The sequence below is a fragment of the Microbacterium invictum genome (assembly GCF_034421375.1).
In the GTDB taxonomy this organism is placed as follows: Bacteria; Actinomycetota; Actinomycetes; order Actinomycetales; family Microbacteriaceae; genus Microbacterium; species Microbacterium invictum_A.
Genome location: NZ_CP139779.1, coordinates 2,729,574 through 2,746,631, shown reverse-complemented (window position 1 = coordinate 2,746,631; position 17,058 = coordinate 2,729,574). Strand labels below are relative to the sequence as shown.

Genomic DNA, 17,058 nt, shown 5'->3' with positions numbered 1-17,058 from the left:
TCACGTGGTTCGCGCCTCACCGCCCCGGGCCACGCTGGCCTCGAGCAGATGGAGGACCCCATGCCCTACGTGACCACCGATGACGGAACGCAGCTGTTCTACAAAGACTGGGAGGGCGGCGGCCCACCCGTCCTGCTCAGTCACGGCTGGCCGCTCAACTCCGACGCGTGGGAGGCGACCGCGCTCTTCCTCGCGCAGCACGGGTACCGTGCGATCGCCCACGACCGGCGAGGGCACGGCAAGTCCAGTCAGACGTGGAACGGCAACGAGATGGACACCTACGCCGACGACCTCGCGTGCCTCATCGACCACCTCGACCTGCACAGCCTCACCCTCGTCGGCCACTCGACCGGGGGCGGCGAGGTCCTCCACTACGTCGCACGCCACGGGTCCGGACGGGTCGCGAAGCTCGTGCTGGTCTCGGCGGTGCCGCCGATGATGGTGCAGACCGACGACAACCCGGGCGGGTTGCCGATCGCCGTGTTCGACGGAATCCGTGCGGGCGAAGCATCCAATCGGTCGCAGCTGTATCGCGACCTCGCCAACGGGCCCTTCTTCGGCAACAACCGCACCGGCGACGTGCCGCAGGGCACGCGCGACGCCTTCTGGCTCCAGGGCCTGGCGTCGGGCACCCGCAACGCCTACGAGTGCATCGCCGCGTTCTCGGCCACCGACTTCCGACCCGACCTCGAGAAGATCGACGTGCCCACGCTCGTGATCCACGGCGACGACGACCAGATCGTGCCGTTCGAGATCAGCGGACGCCTGTCGGCCGCGGGCATCCGCGACGCCGAACTGCTCGTCTACGAGGGCGGGGCCCACGGCCTTCCCGACACCGAGCGCGATCGCCTGCACGGCGACATCCTCCGTTTCCTCCAATCCTGAGTCATCCGTGCTCCACCGATCCGAAAGGACCCCCTCATGAGTACTGACGCCGCACCCGACACGATCGTCCTCGTCCACGGCCTCTGGGTCACCCCGCGCAGCTGGGAGGAGTGGAAGGCCCACTACGAAGCGAAGGGCTTCACCGTCGTTACCCCCGCCTACCCGGGGTTCGAGATCGAGGTCGAGGCCCTGCGCGAGAACACCGACGTCATCGCGAACCTCACCGTGCCCGAGACCGTGGCGCACCTCGCCGGCGTCATCGAAGCGCTCCCCAGCCCGCCGATCATCATGGGGCACTCGTTCGGCGGGCTGCTCACGCAGATGCTTCTCGCGCGGGGACTGGGTGCCGCTGGGGTGGCGATCGACTCTGCGCCGACCGAGGGCGTGCGGGTCACCCCGCTCTCGCAGGCGCGGTCGCTCTTCCCGGCGCTGAAGAACCCCGCGAACTTCCACCGCGCGGTCGGGTTCACCAGGGAGGAGTGGCACTACGCGTTCGCGAATGCCCTCAGCCGCGAGGAATCGGATGCCGCGTGGGAGCGCTACGCGATTCCCGCACCGGGCAACTGGGTGTGGGCCTACGGGCTGCTCGCGAACTTCCAGCCGGGGCACCAGGAGACGTGGGTCGATTACTCGGTCGACCGCGCGCCGCTGCTCTTCATCGGCGGGAGCGTCGACCACATCATGCCGCCGTCGGTGAACAAGTCCAACGCCAAGCACTGGGAGAAGTCACCGGCGCTCACCGAGTACCACGAGTTCGAAGGCCGCGGCCACTGGACCTGCGGGGAACCCGGGTGGGAGGCCGTTGCGGACTACGCGCTCGACTGGGCGCTGCAGCACGCTCAGCCGGTGTCGGCGCGGTCGGAAGCCTGAGCCCATCGGGCAGGGAGGAATCGCGATGCGCCTCACGCGGATCGGCGGGCCGACCATCCTCGTCGAGCTCGCCGGGTGGCGGATCCTCATCGACCCGACGTTCGATCCACCCGGTCGTCGTTACGCGTTCGCGCTCGGGACCTCGAGCACGAAGACGAAAGGGCCCTTCGTACCGGCGCCGGATGTCGGGCCGATCGATGCGATCCTCCTCAGCCATGATCATCACGCCGACAATCTGGATGACGCGGGACGTGCGCTCCTCCCGGGCGCCACGTACGTCGTGACGACGAAGAGCGGAGCACGACGGCTGGGGATGGCGTCGGTCCGGGGCCTGATGGTCGACGAATCGATCCTGCTGGAGGGGGAGGGGAAGGAGCCGATCCGCGTTCTGGCGACGCCCGGCCGGCACGGGCCGCCTCTCAGCCGGGCGATCGTCGGTGACGTGATCGGCTTCACCCTGCGCCGCCGGCACCGCCCGCATCCGGATCTGTGGATCACCGGCGACACGGTGCTCACCCGCAAGCTTCTGCGCGTCGCACGCGGCATCGCGGTGGACGTCGCGATCGTCAACGCGGGCGGCGTGGGGTTTCCGGCCACGGGGCCGCTCCGCTACACGATGACGGGGCGCGATGTCGTGCGCTTCATCGAGGCGCTGCAGCCGATGGTCGCGGTGCCGGCGCACTACGACGGGTGGTCGCACTTCCGCGACGGGGAGGATGGCCTACGCCGGGCGCTCGACACCGCCCCGCCCGGCGTGCGTGAACGGGTGCGATGGCTGCCCGACGGGGTGGCGGTAGAGCTCTGAGGAGCGCCGGCGTCGTCAGAGGGATGCGAGGAAGGCGAGGGTCCGGCTGACGAGGAGCGCGCTCGCCTTCTGGTCGTAGTCCGGGAGCGAGTCGTCGGCGAAGAGGTGCTGATCGCCCGGGTAGAGGAAGATCTCGACCGAGGGATGCGAGGCGGCGAGTGCTCGCGCGGCGGCGAGGTCGCCGTCCTCCTCGGTGAAGAACGGGTCGTCCGCCATGCCGTGCACCTGAGCGCGGAGCCCCGACGGCCAGGTGCCGAACTCCTCCTCGGGCAGGCAGGCGCTGTAGAACAGAGCGCCTCGACCACCCGGCCGAGTCTGGGCGAGCTTCTGTGCCGGAACGACGCCGAGCGAGAAGCCCGCGTAGACCAGTTCGTGGGGGAGACCGTCGGTGGAAGACTCTGCGCGAGCAAGCACTGCCGCGAAGCCGCCGATCTCGCGCACGTGCGCCATGCCGTCGTCGATCGAGTCGAAGGTGTGTCCGTCGAACAGGTCGGGCAGGTGGACGGTGTGGCCGGCGGAGCGCAACGTCTCGGCGAAAGCGGCCATGCCCGGCGTCAGACCCTGGACGTGGTGGAAGAGCAGAACGTCGGCCATCTGGGCCATCCCTTCGAGTCGACATCGACGCTGGATGCGATCGATCGACCCAGCATCGCAGGACGAGGCGGGCCACGGCCACGGGCTTCTCCGTAGGTCACGGGTATCGGGGTGTGCTGCACGACATTCCGAACCGTTTCAGCCGACGTCGCCCGACGCCCCTGGCGAGGGGTGAGACCATCTCCGACCGGTGGGTCTCCGCGCGAGTCAGTGGATCGTCTCGCCGCGTTCGAGCATCGCGACGTACTGGGCCACGCGCGCAGCGCGGGACTCGGGCCGCTTGAGGTTGGTGATGCGGAATGTCATCGCGAACCGGTTCTGCGCCGACTGGGCGGCGAAGGCGGCGGCGATCTTCGGGTCGGCGTCGAGCGCCGCCTGGAGCTCGGCTGGGATGTCGCCGTCGCTCTGGCGGTAGGCGGCGTCCCAGCGACCGTCGGCCTTCGCGCGGTCGATCTCGCGCTGTCCGGAGGGGCGCATCCGTCCTTCGGCGATGAGACGCTCAGCGTGCGCGATGTTGACCTTCGACCACACCCCTCGAGGCCGGCGCGGCGTGAAGACCTGCAGGAAGTAGTCGGCATCCAGAGACTGCTTCTGCCCGTCGATCCAGCCGAAGCACAGCGCGACGTCGAGTGCTTCGGCGTATGTGATGCCTGGTTGGCGTGACGCCGTCTTGCGTACGCGCAACCTCACGCCGTCAGGGCCGGGATCGGATGCGAGCCAGCGCTCCCATTCCTCGATGGTGTCGACGCGCAGCTCGGGCTTGGCGGAGATGGCGACCATGGTCGAAGGATAAGCGCCCGTCCGGACAGACGAGACGACGCGGCGAGGACGTCCAGACCACAGCTCGCCGGTGGACTGCCTCGCTTCCGGATTGCGGCAGCTCGCTCAACGACCGGTCGCCCCGGCCGCGGTGTCGATGGCGAGCTGATCACCACCCGCGGCCAGCTCGGCGAAATCGGCCAGCTCGGCGAACAGATGCGCGAGCGAGTCAGCCTGCCGTTCGATTCCGCTGATGACGGCCTGCACGGCAGTCAAGCCACGGGGGGTCGCCTGCACGACGACCGCTCGCCGGTCCGCGGGGACGAGGTCACGGCGGCGGAGCGCGTACCCCTTCGCGCACAGTTGGTCGACGATGTATGTGGCCGCGGCGCGAGATACCTGCAGTGCCGCGGCGAGGTCGTGCGGGCGTGTGTCCGTCGACGACGCGATCTGCACGAGCGCCGCACGCTGGCGTGCGGCCAGCTGTCCCTGACTCGCGGCATCCGGCATGGATCGCACCAGCGCGACCCCGGCCTCGCACACACGGCGAAGGAGGTCCAGCGGATCCGTCGGCGCTGGGGGTCGCAGCGGCGCCGATGCTGATCCGAGGCCGTCGCGAATCTCACGGGCGATGGCGGCGTTCGCGAGGTAGAAGCCGAGGATCGAAGTACGCAGCGCCTCTACCCGTCGCTGGCCGCTGGGAGTGAACACGACCTCGACAGCGCGTCCGTCGCGGTCCGACGGGCGGGTGAGGACGAGGTTATGCTCGCGCAGACGGGCCACCATCCGCGAGACCGCGCGACGATTGAGCCGCGTGATCTCTGCCAGCCGGCGGGTCGTTACGCGCGAATCCGCCGCGATCGCGCTGATCGCGGTCATCTCCTCGATTTCCGCCCACTGGGTGCCGAACGTGGAGTCGAAGACCTGGGTCAGGTCGTCGTTGAATCGACCCAGGAGCCCCAGAGCTCGAGCCTGCGCTGTTCCATCCATGCCCCACCTGCCGAAGCCTCCATTCAAGCAGGGGCCGTCCTGCGGCTTCGCCCGAAGTGCGCGCCGCCAAGTAGTTCAGTTTTGTCCTGCTGTGAGCTAGCGTCGTGCCGAGGTCAGATGCCTGACGAGGCGCGTCGGCGGCCGAACTGTGGGAGATCACCGATATGTCGAGAGAAGAACACGCCCGAGAAGGCGCGCAGGCTGTCATTCCCGACGACGAGATCCTCGATGTCGCGGTGGTCATGCCACGAGGGTCGACCTTTGCCGGAGTGCTCGGCGCGGCGGCGGGCGTCGCAGCCGGCGGCAGCAACCCGACGGCGTGGGGCGTTGCGGGCGGAATGATCGGCGAACGTGTGAGCGCTGCGTCGAAAGGCAGCTATCCGTCGCTCGTGCTCGCGCTCTCCGCCGGGCGTCTCTACGTGCTCGGAAGGGAGAGCACCGGCCTCGTCGGGGGGTGGAAGCACCTGCACCCGGTCGCGCACATCGAACGGAAGGACCTCCAGGTCACCAGGCGCCGACGCGGCACGGTCGTGGTGATCGGGCTGACCGACACGACGACGGGGACGACGCTCGAGGTGGAGGCGCAGAACGTCGGCGGCCTCGGACTGAAGGACCTGCTCGAGGCCGTCCAAGCCGAAGAGTCTTCCGCTGATGACGCCGACGGAGGAAAGGCCTGATGGCCGGTCAGCGCCCCGCCGGCGTCGTCCTCATCGCCGTTCTCGCCTGGATCGGCGCGGCGCTGCAGATCATCTCGGGCGTCCTCGTGCTCACGCGTGTGCTCAGCCCGGACGGTGTCGGTGCCGAGCCGGCGTGGGTCGCGATCGTCGTCGGGGTGATCTCGTTCCTCGTGGCGTTCTTCCTCTTCAGCGGGAGCAACGTCGCCCGCATCCTCGTCACGATCTCCTTCGTGCTCTCTCTGCTGACAGCGATCGTGGCCATTGCGGCCAACCCCGCCAACCTCGTCGCGCCGATCCTCTCCGGGATCGTTGCCATCATCGGTCTCGCGCTTCTCTACACGAGCCGCGCGAACGAGTTCTTCCGAAAGTGAGGGGCCCGATGTCCGACCACGCCACGCAGCGCTACCGTGTCCGTCCTCGGGTGTGGATCGGCCTCGTCGTCTACTTCGCCTACGTCGCGGTCGTCTTCACGGTCCAGCAGCTCTCCGGTATTCCGTACACGGAGTTCGGCGAAAGCGGCATCAACCTCTTCCTCGGCGCCGGTCTCTCCCTCATCGTCGGAGCCGTCCTCCTCGCGGTCACCACGACCCTGCTCGGATGGTGGCGGCCGGCGCTGTTCGACCGGCATCGGTCCGCCCACACCTGGCCGATCATCGCCCCGATCATCATGGTGGTCGCCCTTGTGCTCAACCTGTCATTCACGGACTGGGGAGCCTACGACGCCGCCTTCTTCGCTGCCTCGATCGTGCTGCTGCTCGTCGGCTTCACCGAGGAGCTCACCACGCGCGGTCTCCTGCTGGTGGGGCTGCGAAGTCGGCTCCCCGAGGTGTGGGTGTGGTTCCTGACATCCGCGCTTTTCGGTCTCATGCACCTCGCGAATGCGCTCACTGGTCAGGCGATCGGACCCACGCTGCAGCAGGTGGCGCTCGCCTTCGGCGCCGGAACGATCTTCTACATCCTGCGCCGCGTGACGGGGAGTCTCATCTGGGCCATGATCCTTCACGGACTGTGGGACTTCTCCACTTTCAGCGTCGCTCGTGGCACCCCAGGGCCACTCACAGCACTGGGCGGCGTCGTCGAGATCCTCGCGATCGTGGTGGCGTTGATCGGCGTCGCATTCGTCATCCGTGGCGCTGACGAACGGACCGGTGTCGCGGAAACGACCCGGGTGAGCTGACCGGCGGCAGGAGCCCCGGGGCGGAAGTGGACGCGACGGCGGGAGTCGAACCCGCAACGCGTCCGATTATGAGTCGGAGCCCGGGACCGCCCGGATCGCCGCGATGACCTCGACGCTACGTGAGCCCGGCGACATCCGCCAGAAATGTGAAGGAGAGTGTCAGGGTGTGACGGTGTGTTGCGCGGGGTGGGGTGCTCGCTCCACCACCGGGGTGCGCGCTGGCGGCGGGGAAGCGTCGACGGCACGCAGCATCCGCTCGAGCACCTCGCGCAGCTCGGAGCGCGACGGCTCGGCGAGGTCGGTGGTGTAGTCCACGCCGGCGGGGATCCACGACAGGCCGTACATGGTCTCGCGGAAGTCGGCGCCGCCGACGGGCCAGCGCGTGCGCGTGGCATCCTCTTCGGTCGCGCCCTGCCCCCAAATGCCGAAATGCTCCTTCATGACGTCGATCGGCAGCTCGATGACGGCGTCCGCCTCGACGGGCTGCCGTGTCCACGACCGGGCGACGAGGATGAAGTCTTCGACCTCGGCGGGAGTGAGCGGCCGCGGGTCGAACAGGACCCGCGTGTGCTCGACCCGCGCGAGCCGGTCGACGCGGAAGGTGCGCCAGTCGTCGCGCTCGAGGTCCCAGCAGAGCAGATACCAGTGCCGGTCGGCGGGCGCGAGGGCGTGCGGCTCGACACGACGCCGTGTCTCGGCGCCGGTCATCGAGGTGTAGTCGAACCGCACCCGTTCGTGGTCGCGGATCGCGAGGGCGAGCTCGCCGAGCACCTCGCTCGACACGGCTGCCCCCGTCTGGATGCCCGCCGGCTGCACCGCGTCGGCGAGGGCGTTCACGCGGCGGCGAAGGGGCGCGGGCAGCACCTGCTCGAGCTTCGCGAGCGCGGTGAGTGTGGTCTCGGGTCCGCTCACCAGACGCTGGGATGCCGCGACGCGCAGCCCGATCGCCATCGCCACCGCCTCTTCGTCGGTGAGGAGCAGCGGGGGCACCGCGCTCCCCGCCTCGAGCCGGTACCCGCCGGCGATGCCGGGCGTCGACTCGATGCGGTAGCCGAGGTCGCGAAGCCGCTCGACATCGCGCCGCACGGTGCGCTCGGTGACGCCCAGCCGCGCGGCGAGCTCGGTGCCGGGCCAGTGTCGATGCGTCTGCAGAAGGTTCAGCAGAGAGAGCGCGCGTGTCGTGGTGTCGGACATGCGTCGATTCTGCCTCCTATCGCGGACAGGATCTGTCCGGGTGGGCTTCTACCTTCGACGCATGGCGAACGAACCGATCATCGAAGCGCAGGGGCTCACCAAGCGTTTCACCGTGAAGAAAAAGACCGTGGCGGCAGTCACCGACCTCTCGTTCGAGGTGCAGCGCGGCGAACTCGTCGCGTTCCTCGGGCCCAACGGCGCGGGAAAATCCACGAGCCTGCGCATGCTCACCACACTCCTCCCACCGACATCGGGCACCGCGCAGGTGGTCGGGCGCGACATCCTCCGAGACCCCGAAGGCGTCCGCGCCCGCATCGGGTACGTCGGCCAGCTCACCAGCGGCAGCTTCTCGCAGCGCGCCCGCGACGAACTGCTGAGCCAGGGTGCTTTCTACGGGATGGGCCGCGCCGCGGCATCCGCGCGGGCTGACGAGCTCATCGAGTCGCTCGATCTCGCGGGATTCGCGACCCGCACCGTCCAGCAGCTCAGCGGCGGGCAGAAGCGTCGGCTCGACATCGCACTCGGTCTGATGCACGCGCCTCCGCTGATCTTCCTCGACGAGCCGTCGACGGGCCTAGACCCGCAGAGTCGCGCGAATCTCTGGCAGCACATCCTCGACCTTCGCGAGCGCTTCGGCACGACGATCTTCCTCACCACCCACTACCTCGAAGAGGCAGACCGCTACGCCGAGCGCGTCATGGTCATGGACAAAGGACGCGTCATCGCCGACGACACCGCCGCGCGGCTGAAGGCCGAGCTGGCCGGAGATGTGCTGACGCTCGGTTTCGGCACACCGGATGCCGCTGACCGCGCGCTTCCGCTGCTGTCGGCGTTGAGCGCGCGCGAGGTGCGGCGCGACGGCGCCGTCGACCTGGTGGTGACGGCGCCGGACGGCGATGCGCTTCTTCCGCGCGCGGTGCGCGCGCTCGACGCCGCGGGCATCGAGGTGGTGCGCGCGACCGGCGTCCCGCCGACCCTCGACGATGTCTTCCTCAGCCTCACGGGGCGGACGCTCCGCGACGCCGAGCACCCGATCGACGACGAGACCGACGGGGACGCCGCCGTCCCCGAGACCGAGACCGCGAGAACTCAGACCGAAGGAGCAGTGCGATGAGCGCGCCCGTACGCCAGTCCCCGGCATCCGATCGCCCCGACACCGCGGTGCGACCGAACCCCGCCCGCGACACCTGGAATGTGCTGACCCGAGAACTGCGGCCGACGCTGCGCGACCCGTTCACCCTCATCTTCAGCCTCGTGCAGCCCCTGGTGTTCCTCGGGCTGTTCGCGCCGCTGCTCGTCGGGCAGTCGGGCGAGCCGGTGGGTGAGACCCTGCGCTGGTTCGTGCCGGGCGTGCTCGTGATGATCGTGCTCTTCGGCACCGGGGCGACGGGGTCGAACCTGCAGTACGAGATGATGACCGGCTCGCACGAGCGCACCCTGGTCGCCCCGATCTCGCGGGCGTCGCTCCTCGTCGGACGCGCACTGAAGGAAGTGGTGCCGATCGTCGTGCAGGCGATCATCATCGTGCTGATCGCGCTGCCGTTCGGTTTCGCGGTGAACGTCCCGGGGCTCGTGGTCGGTCTCGCGCTGCTGGCGGTGTTCGGCGTCGGCCTGGGGTCGCTGTCGTACAGCCTCGCGCTGAAGACGAAGGACCGGGAGTGGCTCTTCTGGGGAGTGCAACAGACGCTGATCTTCCCGCTGCTGATCCTGTCGGGCGTGCTCTTGCCGCTCGACGACGGTCCGGCGTGGATGCGGGCGGTCGCGACCGTCAACCCGGTGAACTGGGTCGTGCAGGCCGAGCGGGCGCTGCTGTCGGGCGACCTTTCGGCGCCGGTGGTGCTGTGGGGCTGGATCGCGGCCCTGCTGCTCGCCGCCGTCGGGCTCGTCGTCGGGGTGCGGGCGATGCGCCGGAGCGGCTGAGCCGGTTTGCTCGTCCCCAACTCCTGCAGAATCGGTGGGCGGGTGCCCAGGCGGGGCTGTTCGCGCCCCGCGGCCCCGGTTTTGCAGGAGTTGGGGACGGCGCGGCCCGCCGCTCCTTCCCCCGTCCCGATCTGCCCTTCCGACGCGTGTCGAGGGGGCGCATCGTGACGGGGGAGCGGGCGGGCGGTGTCCTCCCCCGTCACGTTGCGCCCTTCTCTGGGGCGTTTCGGGGCCCATTCTGACGGGGGAGCTGCGTGGGCCTCGTGGGTGACGTCCGCCGGTGCGGAGTTCTACGGAGATCTGATGACCGATGACGCGGTGATGGTGCTTGCGGACGGTGTGGTGATGGATCGGAGCCAGGTCCGCACCGCCCATGCAGAGGCCCCGACGCGGGACTCCTTCGAGATGACGGAGGAGCGGATGGTGCCGGCCGGGACGAGCACCGCGGCCCTGGTGTACCGCGGCGCGGCGCGCCGGGCCGGGATGCCTGAGCCCTTCGTCGCGGCGATGACGAGCGTGTACGAGCGGGTCGACGGGCAGATACGGCTCGCGCTGTACAGCAGACGCCCCTCAGCCGCTGAGCGTCGGGTTGCGCCGCGCGGCCGCGCGTTCCCCCGGCGGCTTCGGCCGCGTCGCGAAGCGAAACCGGGCAGAAGGTGACGGGGGATGCGGGGGCGGTGAGCCTGCGGGATGGCGTCGCGATCGGCGCTCACACCGAGCGAGGGCGATACCGCAGCAGCACGACGCCGTTCGCGAAGCGATGCTGATCGAGCAACTCGAGATCGATCCGGATGCCGGTGGGCAGACCGGGCTTGCCGCCGCCGACCGCGACCGGGGCGATGTACAGCTGCACCTCATCGACGAGCCTCGCGCGCAGCGCCTGGCCCGCGAGGTCGGCGCCCCCGATGAGAAGGTCGCGATCCGCGGCATCCTTCATCGTCGTCAGGGCGGCCGGATCGAAGGCCCGCTCGATGCGGGTGCGGGCCGTCTGCGTGTGCGTCAGGGTCGACGAGTACACGACCTTGTCGGTGTCGGTGAACGCCGCCGCGAAGGTCGCCAGGGCGGGTGAGCGCGCAGCGAACGTGGGGTCGGTCTCCCAGACGGCCATCCGCTCGTAGAGGCGACGCCCGTAGATGAGCGTGCCGATCGACTGCATCAGCGCGGTGTGCGCGGCGAAGACGTCGTCGCCCGGCGGGAGGAAGTCGAAGCCGCCGTCCGGGTCTTCGATGAAGCCGTCCAGCGAGACATTCGTCGTGTAGATCAGCTTCGGCACTTCAGCCTCCGTGCGCCACGCTACTCTCGGCGCCCCACCGTGCAAGGGCGGCGACGGCGGGACGAAGAGCCCGCCCCCGAGCGGTGAGGGCGTAGGCGCGGGTGTTTTGTTTCAGCGGGAGCCGGGTCAGCACGGCCGCGGCTTCGAGTTCGCGCAAGCGCGTGGCGAGCATATTGGTGGGAGCCCCGAGTCGGCGCTGAAGGTCGCCGTAGCGCTGCGGTCCGTCGAGCAGCTCCGCGACGATGAGCAGCGCCCACCGCGCGCCGACGACGTCCAACGCCGTTGCGAGGTCGTTCACGGGGCGGGATCGGACTCGGGCTTCATCCAGAACGGCGAGTAGTGGTAGCCATCGGGATCGTCGAACTGCCGCTGGTACATGAAGGGGTAGTCGTCGACGTCCCCGACGCGTCCGCCGGCGGCAGCAGCGCGGTCGACGAGCGCGTCGACGGCTTCTCGGCTGTCGAGATCGAACGAGACGGTGACTTTCGAGGGCGCGCCCGCTCCGCCCACGAGGTCCGCGGTCCCACCGACGGCCGCGTACATCTCATGGCTTCCGAGCATCACGTACTGCTCGGGAGCGATCGCGAAGCACGACACGTTGTGGTCGGACATCTCGGCGTTCAGGTGCCAGCCGAGCGCGGTGTAGAACGCAGTCGCCCTCTCGACGTCCTTGACAGGGCAGGTGATGAAGAGGCTCATGACCGCATGCTTGCAAAATGCAAGTGCGGTGTCAAGAGTCTCATGAGCAGGGCCTCACGGCCCGACCCTGGGCCTGCCGAGATGAATTACCAGCGCGGTGGACGCGGTGTCCGCCTGCTCGATCCCTCCGGCCAGTACCTCGCGCTGATCACCCGGCCCTGCCTCTGAAGGCACCCCGAATCGGAAGTGGCCGCGTCAAAGGCGCCCCGCGAGCCACTCCCGCGCCGCGTCGACGTCGCTCTGCGCGAGGCCGTGCCCGCCGGGTCGCACACGGCGATCGACGTTCGCCCCGTGCGCCAGCGCCACCTGCTCGAGGCGGTCGACGCTCGCCGACGGCGCCATCGGGTCGGCAGCGCCGTTGAGCAGCACCAGCTCGACCGCCGAGACGTCACCGACCGGGTCGCGGTCGGCGAACGGGTACATCCCGCTGAAGGCCACGACCCGGTCGAGGGTCTCGGGATGAAGCAGCGCGGTCGCGAGACCGATGTTCGCCCCGTTCGAGAATCCCGTCGCGATGATGCGACGCCCCTCGAGCCCGTATCGCTCCCGCGCCGCTTCGAGGAACGCGACCAGCTCACCCGCCCGCACGATGACGTCGTCGACGTCGAACACGCCCTCGCCCCTGCGACGGAACCACCGGGTCATCCCCTGCTCGCTCACCCGACCGCGGGGCGAGAGCACCCCCGCGCCCGGCCACAGGTGCGGCACGAGCGCGGTGATCTCGCGCTCGTCGCCGCCCGTGCCGTGGAGGGTCAGCAGGACGGGGGCATCGACGTCGCCCGGCTCGAACAGGTGCGGCCAGGCGTCGAGATCCACAGCGCCCGCGAACCCGCTCACGCCGCGACCTCGGGGTTGTTCTCGGTCGGCAGCGACACCGGCTGCACGCGGGCCTCGATCGCCTCGCGGGAGGGCTCGAGCCACGGCGGCAGCTTCAGCGAGCGTCCGAGTTCGAGAAGCGGCTCATCGATGTCGAAGCCGGGGGTGTCGGTCGCGATCTCGAAGAGCACCCCGCCGGGCTCGCGGAAGTAGATGCTCGTGAAGTACTGCCGGTCGAGGATCTCGGTCACCTGGTGTCCGCGAGAGACGAGGTCGTTGCGCCAGGCCAGCTGGGTCTCCTGGTCGGGCACCCGGAACGCGATGTGGTGCACGGTTCCTCCGGCGGTGAGCCCCTCGGGTGCGAGGCCGGAGGCGTGCACGTCGACGAGGGCGCCCGGGCCGCCGGGGCCGGCCGCCAGGCGCGTGCGCCCGCCCTCCTGCTCGACGATCCGCATGCCGAGGTCGTTCACCATCAGCCCGATGGTGCCTTCGGCGTCGCGGACGGTCAGCACGCTCGAGTGCTGCCCGCGGATGGCGTACTCGGCCGGCACGCTCTTCGAGTCCCACGGGTCGCGCGGGTCGTTCTCGTGCGTGGCGACGAGCTCGATCTGCAGGCCGTCCGGGTCGCGGACCAGAAGGCGCTCCTCGCTCGAACTCGTCGAGGTGATCTTCGCCTCCGAGCCCACCGATGCGAAGTGGTCGACCCACCATCCGAGCGACCCGGCGGGAACCGAGAACGCCGTCGAGGTCGACTGGCCCGCTCCGATCCGGCCGGGGGCGATGCCCCGCCAGGGGAAGAAGGTCATGAGGCTGCCGGGACGGCCCGCCTCATCGCCGTAGTAGAGGTGGTAGGTGCCGGGAGCGTCGAAATTGACGGTCTTCTTGACCAGTCGCAGCCCGAGGCCGGTGATGTAGAAGTCGATGTTCTTCTGCGGGTCGCCCGCGAGTGCGGTGACGTGGTGCAGACCCTGCGTGGCGGCGGTCATGATCTCTCCTGAAGTCCGATGCCGGATGATGTCTATGCAAACGCATGAATCGCCCGTTTCATTCCAGGATGCCGCAGAGCGGCCGATCGCGACAGGTCGGGCGCGGGCCGCGGCATCCGTTAGCGTTATCGGATGGCGATGGTGACACGGCGGGGCATCCTCGCCGGTGTCGCAGGCGCCGTGGCCGGAGTGCTGGCCGTGGGCCTCGTGACCGCCGCCGTGCTCACCACCCTGCAGGTGCTTCCCACCGGCGAGACGCCGGCGGTCGATGACACCACGATCGCGGTGCAGCTGACCGGCGCGGCAGGGTACGACGACGGACGCGACGCCCTCATGGCGTGGCTGGCCCGCGGCATCCTTCTCCTGGCCCTCGTGTGGGGCGTGATCGGCATGTTCGCCGCCCGCACCCGGCTGGTGCGACGGCCCGGCGCTGCGGCCGCGCGCGCGAGCTGGCTCGGGTCGACCCGGCCCTGGCGGGCTCGCGAGTCGACCCTCGGCCTGCTGCAGCTGGACAAATGGCTGCTCATCCTCGTGCCCGGCGCGCTGCTGCTCGGTACGCGGGCGGTGCAGACCTCCTTTCTGTCATGGGTGCACCTCGTGATCGTGATGAGCGGATGGTTCGTGGCCGTCCTCGTCCTGAGAGCGCTCGTCGGTGCGCGCTCGCCGTGGCCGGTGCTGGCCGCGGCGGGTGGGGCGGTGGTGCTTCGGTGCGTGTGGACGCTCATCCCGGTCGCGATCGGCGGGCCCGCAGCGGCGTGGTCGGCGCTGTGGACCGAACCGGTGCTGCGCTGGGGATACGCGCTCGTGGCGGCCGTGCTGCTGGTGTGGGTGTTCGTCGCCGCGGCGTGGGCGCTGGTGATGCAGGTGGGTCCGAGGGCCGCGACCGGATTCGTGCTGGCGGCGATCGGCGCGGGGCTGGCGCTGCCTGCGCTCGGCATCGCGATCATCGGCGGCGAGGTGGTCGCCGAGGCGTGGGCGCTGTCGCTCGCGCCCCTCGGCGGAGCGGCGGATGCGCCGTTCGTGTGGCTCGAAGTCCCCGTCGCGTCGGCATGGTGGGCGGCGACCGCCGGCGGCGTGCTGTGCGTCGTCGGCGCCGTGCTCGCGCTGCCGGGGCGGCGGGCGGGTTCTTCGCCCGGGTGAGACGATCGGAAAACGTACATCCGGCGTTCCCCGGGATTGTGGGGGCTGCGGCCTAGGCTTGCCGGGTGACTTCCGCTGACGCCGCCGCGCCCGACCCCGTTCCCTCATCGGCCGGCGCCGCCGGCATCCCCTCCGGGGGGATCGTAGCGACGCACGTGCGTCGGTCGTTCGGCGACGTCCACGCGGTGCGCGACGTGAGTCTGCACGCCCCGCCCGGGAAGGTCACCGGCCTCGTCGGGCCGAACGGTTCGGGTAAGACCACGCTGCTGCTGATGCTGTCGTCGCTGCTCGCGCCGGATGCCGGCGAGATCCGTGTCGCCGGCATCGACCCGGTCGCCGAGCCGCAGCGCGCCCGCGGCGTGATCGGATGGATGCCCGACGCCCTCGGCGCGTGGGGCTCGCTCACGGTGCGCGAGACGCTCGTCACGACCGGGCGGCTCTACGATCTGCCGCGCGACGACGCGGCGGCCCGTGCCGAGTCGCTCATCGACCTGCTCGACCTCCGCGCGCTCGCCGCGTCGCCCGCGCGCGTGCTCTCCCGCGGGCAGAAGCAACGGCTCGGGCTCGCCCGTGCGCTCGTGCACGACCCGCGTGTGCTGCTGCTGGACGAGCCGGCCTCGGGTCTCGACCCCGAGTCGCGGGTGCATCTGCGGCTGCTGCTGCGACGCCTGGCCGACGAGGGACGGACGATTCTGATCTCCAGCCACATCCTTTCCGAGCTCGAGGAGCTCGTCGACGACGCGGCCTTCCTCATCGCCGGCGAATCGGTCTCGGCCGACCGGGTCGCCGCGTCCGCGCAACGCGGGCGGTACTGGCGGGTGCGGGTCGCGGGGGGCGAGATGGTCGCCGCGCAGGGCGCGATCGCGGCGGCGCTCGGGCGGACGGATGTCACGGGCGACCGTGCCGGCGTCCTCGTCGCCTTCGCGAGCGAGACCGACGCCGCGGCGGGGCTGGCGGCGATCGTCGGAGCGGGGATCGCGGTGGCGGAGTTCGCTCCGTCGACCGGCCGGCTCGAGCAGACGCTGCTGGATCTGCGCGAGGGGACGGTGGCGCCGCCGGCGATCGTCGAGGATACCCAGACCACGGGGGAGGGCGACCGATGAACGCTCAGCGGATCGCCACGATCATCCGTCTGGAACTGACCCAGCGCATCCGGAGCGTCGCCTGGTACGTGCTGCTCGGCATCTTCGCGGTCCTGCTGCTCGGGGTCACGGCGCTGACGTTCATCTCGGTGCCGCGCGACGCCTTCCAGCAGGCGGGGAGCACCGCGTACTCGATCATCGTGTTCTTCGTGCTTCTGCTCGTGGTGCTCGTGTCGCCCACCCTGAGCGGGAACGCCATCAACGGCGATCGCGACGCCGCGACACTCGCGCCGGTGCAGGTGACCCTCGCGACGACGGCCGACATCATCGCCGGCAAGTTCTTCGCGGCGTGGATCACAGGGCTGGCGTTCCTCGCCGTCTCGGCGCCGTTCCTCATCTTCGCCGCCGTCTTCGGCGAGGTGCGGGCCGACGTGCTGCTGGTGTCGCTGGTGATCCTCATCATCGAGGTGGCGGTCGTCGCCGGGCTGGGGGTCGCGCTCAGCGGCATCCTCGCTCGTCCGCTGTTCTCGGTTGCGGTGACCTATCTGACCGTCGCGGCGCTCGTGGTCGGAACGCCGATCGCGTTCGGGCTGGTGGGGACGGCGTTCCCGATCGAGATCGAGTCGCGGCAGCGGTTCCTCGAGCCGGTGTACGACCCGTCGATGCAGGTGCCGGAGGAGTGCATGACGGCCGATCCCGGGGCGACCGAGCCGCTCCCGCAGTGCGTCGACGTCGGCTTCGGGCCCGGTGTGGAGGAGCCCGACTATCGTTGCGGGCCGTGGACGACATCGACCTACACGGCGCCGCGGTTCGACCGGGTGTGGTGGCTGCTGTCGGCGAATCCCTTCGTGATCCTCGCCGACGCGACGCCGACGGTCTGGCGCGACGGGTATCCGGTGGACGCGTTCGGGGCGCTCAAGGTCGGGGTGCGCACCGCGCAGATCGCGCCGGAGGCGGTGCAGGAGTACGACGGGTGCGACACCGCGACCGGTGTGCCCGGTGGGGATTTCCCGACCTCTGAGGAGCAGGTCGAGGGCACGGTGCCGAGCTGGTTCGTCGGACTCGGCGTGCAGCTGGCGCTCCTGGCGCTGCTGATGTGGCGCGCCGCGGTGCGCACGCACACTCCGTCGCGGCGGCTTCCGCCCGGTACGCGTATCGCGTAGCCCGCGCCGCGCGCGGCGCGACGCCGCG

The 17,058-nt window shown here is 70.2% G+C and carries 21 protein-coding genes and 1 tRNA gene; 12 read left to right on the top strand and 10 right to left on the bottom strand.

Annotation, left to right across the window (positions count from 1 at the left end; all coding sequences use genetic code 11):
• Positions 1 to 60 precede the first annotated feature (60 nt).
• From T9R20_RS13200 to T9R20_RS13190, 3 genes are read left to right on the top strand one after another with little or no spacing between them, the layout of a single operon-like run.
• Positions 61 to 885, top strand: coding sequence for an alpha/beta hydrolase (locus T9R20_RS13200; RefSeq protein WP_322409767.1), 825 nt, complete (start codon positions 61 to 63; stop codon positions 883 to 885).
• 36 nt (positions 886 to 921) lie between these two features.
• Positions 922 to 1,755 carry an alpha/beta hydrolase gene (locus T9R20_RS13195; RefSeq protein WP_322409766.1) on the top strand — a complete coding sequence of 278 codons (834 nt, stop codon included), beginning with the start codon at positions 922 to 924 and terminating at the stop codon, positions 1,753 to 1,755.
• A 25-nt stretch (positions 1,756 to 1,780) separates the two neighbouring features.
• Positions 1,781 to 2,560, top strand: a complete 780-nt coding sequence (locus tag T9R20_RS13190; RefSeq protein ID WP_322409765.1) for an MBL fold metallo-hydrolase — start codon at positions 1,781 to 1,783, stop codon at positions 2,558 to 2,560.
• A gap of 15 nt (positions 2,561 to 2,575) precedes the next feature.
• Here T9R20_RS13190 and T9R20_RS13185 read toward each other — a convergent pair whose 3' ends face one another.
• From T9R20_RS13185 to T9R20_RS13175, 3 genes are all read right to left on the bottom strand, one after another.
• Positions 2,576 to 3,154: a dienelactone hydrolase family protein gene (locus T9R20_RS13185; RefSeq protein WP_322409764.1), complete on the bottom strand. Its 579-nt coding sequence runs from the start codon at positions 3,152 to 3,154 to the stop codon at positions 2,576 to 2,578.
• A 207-nt stretch (positions 3,155 to 3,361) separates the two neighbouring features.
• Positions 3,362 to 3,934 (bottom strand): YdeI/OmpD-associated family protein, encoded by a 573-nt coding sequence (locus T9R20_RS13180; RefSeq protein ID WP_322409763.1) that lies wholly within the window; start codon positions 3,932 to 3,934, stop codon positions 3,362 to 3,364.
• 105 nt (positions 3,935 to 4,039) lie between these two features.
• Complete coding sequence (locus T9R20_RS13175; protein WP_322409762.1) at positions 4,040 to 4,903, bottom strand: MarR family winged helix-turn-helix transcriptional regulator; 864 nt, start codon at positions 4,901 to 4,903, stop codon at positions 4,040 to 4,042.
• A gap of 164 nt (positions 4,904 to 5,067) precedes the next feature.
• Between T9R20_RS13175 and T9R20_RS13170 the strand changes: the two genes are divergently transcribed.
• Genes T9R20_RS13170 through T9R20_RS13160 form a run of 3 tightly spaced genes read left to right on the top strand, consistent with a single transcriptional unit; the run spans position 5,068 to position 6,757 of the window.
• Positions 5,068 to 5,580, top strand: coding sequence for a hypothetical protein (locus T9R20_RS13170; protein WP_322409761.1), 513 nt, complete (start codon positions 5,068 to 5,070; stop codon positions 5,578 to 5,580).
• On the top strand, positions 5,580 to 5,951 hold the full coding sequence (locus T9R20_RS13165) for a hypothetical protein (RefSeq protein ID WP_322409760.1): 372 nt from the start codon (positions 5,580 to 5,582) through the stop codon (positions 5,949 to 5,951). Before T9R20_RS13170 ends, T9R20_RS13165 begins: the two co-directional genes overlap by 1 nt.
• 8 nt (positions 5,952 to 5,959) lie before the next feature.
• Positions 5,960 to 6,757, top strand: a complete 798-nt coding sequence (locus T9R20_RS13160) for a CPBP family intramembrane glutamic endopeptidase (protein WP_322409759.1) — start codon at positions 5,960 to 5,962, stop codon at positions 6,755 to 6,757.
• A 27-nt stretch (positions 6,758 to 6,784) separates the two neighbouring features.
• On the opposite strand, the gene T9R20_RS13155 is transcribed toward T9R20_RS13160, so the two are convergent.
• Both T9R20_RS13155 and T9R20_RS13150 read right to left on the bottom strand, forming a co-directional pair.
• Positions 6,785 to 6,860 (bottom strand) — tRNA-Met (locus T9R20_RS13155).
• Positions 6,861 to 6,916: 56 nt separating this feature from the next.
• Positions 6,917 to 7,951: a YafY family protein gene (locus T9R20_RS13150; protein WP_322409758.1), complete on the bottom strand. Its 1,035-nt coding sequence runs from the start codon at positions 7,949 to 7,951 to the stop codon at positions 6,917 to 6,919.
• A gap of 61 nt (positions 7,952 to 8,012) precedes the next feature.
• On the opposite strand from T9R20_RS13150, the gene T9R20_RS13145 reads away from it, so the two are divergent.
• The 3 genes from T9R20_RS13145 (at position 8,013) to T9R20_RS13135 (ending at position 10,531) form a co-directional block, all read left to right on the top strand.
• Entirely contained in the window at positions 8,013 to 9,065 is a 1,053-nt protein-coding gene (locus tag T9R20_RS13145) for an ATP-binding cassette domain-containing protein (protein ID WP_322409757.1), read from the top strand.
• A complete protein-coding gene (locus T9R20_RS13140; RefSeq protein ID WP_322409756.1) occupies positions 9,062 to 9,871 on the top strand; it encodes an ABC transporter permease in 810 nt (269 codons plus the stop codon). Before T9R20_RS13145 ends, T9R20_RS13140 begins: the two co-directional genes overlap by 4 nt.
• Positions 9,872 to 10,057: 186 nt before the next feature.
• Entirely contained in the window at positions 10,058 to 10,531 is a 474-nt protein-coding gene (locus tag T9R20_RS13135; RefSeq protein ID WP_322409755.1) for a nuclear transport factor 2 family protein, read from the top strand.
• A 49-nt stretch (positions 10,532 to 10,580) separates the two neighbouring features.
• On the opposite strand, the gene T9R20_RS13130 is transcribed toward T9R20_RS13135, so the two are convergent.
• From T9R20_RS13130 to T9R20_RS13110, 5 genes are all read right to left on the bottom strand, one after another.
• On the bottom strand, positions 10,581 to 11,144 hold the full coding sequence (locus T9R20_RS13130; protein WP_322409754.1) for a dihydrofolate reductase family protein: 564 nt from the start codon (positions 11,142 to 11,144) through the stop codon (positions 10,581 to 10,583).
• Between the two features lies 1 nt (position 11,145).
• A complete protein-coding gene (locus T9R20_RS13125; RefSeq protein WP_322409753.1) occupies positions 11,146 to 11,442 on the bottom strand; it encodes a helix-turn-helix domain-containing protein in 297 nt (98 codons plus the stop codon).
• Positions 11,439 to 11,843 carry a VOC family protein gene (locus tag T9R20_RS13120; protein ID WP_322409752.1) on the bottom strand — a complete coding sequence of 135 codons (405 nt, stop codon included), beginning with the start codon at positions 11,841 to 11,843 and terminating at the stop codon, positions 11,439 to 11,441. Before T9R20_RS13120 ends, T9R20_RS13125 begins: the two co-directional genes overlap by 4 nt.
• 195 nt (positions 11,844 to 12,038) lie before the next feature.
• A complete protein-coding gene (locus T9R20_RS13115; RefSeq protein WP_322409751.1) occupies positions 12,039 to 12,680 on the bottom strand; it encodes an alpha/beta hydrolase in 642 nt (213 codons plus the stop codon).
• On the bottom strand, positions 12,677 to 13,645 hold the full coding sequence (locus tag T9R20_RS13110) for a ring-cleaving dioxygenase (protein ID WP_322409750.1): 969 nt from the start codon (positions 13,643 to 13,645) through the stop codon (positions 12,677 to 12,679). The genes T9R20_RS13115 and T9R20_RS13110 overlap by 4 nt, the downstream gene beginning before the upstream one ends.
• A gap of 132 nt (positions 13,646 to 13,777) precedes the next feature.
• Here T9R20_RS13110 and T9R20_RS13105 point away from each other — a divergent pair, with 132 nt between their 5' ends.
• The 3 genes from T9R20_RS13105 (at position 13,778) to T9R20_RS13095 (ending at position 17,030) form a co-directional block, all read left to right on the top strand.
• A complete protein-coding gene (locus tag T9R20_RS13105) occupies positions 13,778 to 14,785 on the top strand; it encodes a hypothetical protein (RefSeq protein ID WP_322409749.1) in 1,008 nt (335 codons plus the stop codon).
• 125 nt (positions 14,786 to 14,910) lie between these two features.
• Positions 14,911 to 15,888: an ABC transporter ATP-binding protein gene (locus tag T9R20_RS13100; RefSeq protein WP_322412181.1), complete on the top strand. Its 978-nt coding sequence runs from the start codon at positions 14,911 to 14,913 to the stop codon at positions 15,886 to 15,888.
• Positions 15,885 to 17,030: an ABC transporter permease gene (locus T9R20_RS13095; protein WP_322409748.1), complete on the top strand. Its 1,146-nt coding sequence runs from the start codon at positions 15,885 to 15,887 to the stop codon at positions 17,028 to 17,030. Before T9R20_RS13100 ends, T9R20_RS13095 begins: the two co-directional genes overlap by 4 nt.
• Positions 17,031 to 17,058: the final 28 nt, after the last annotated feature.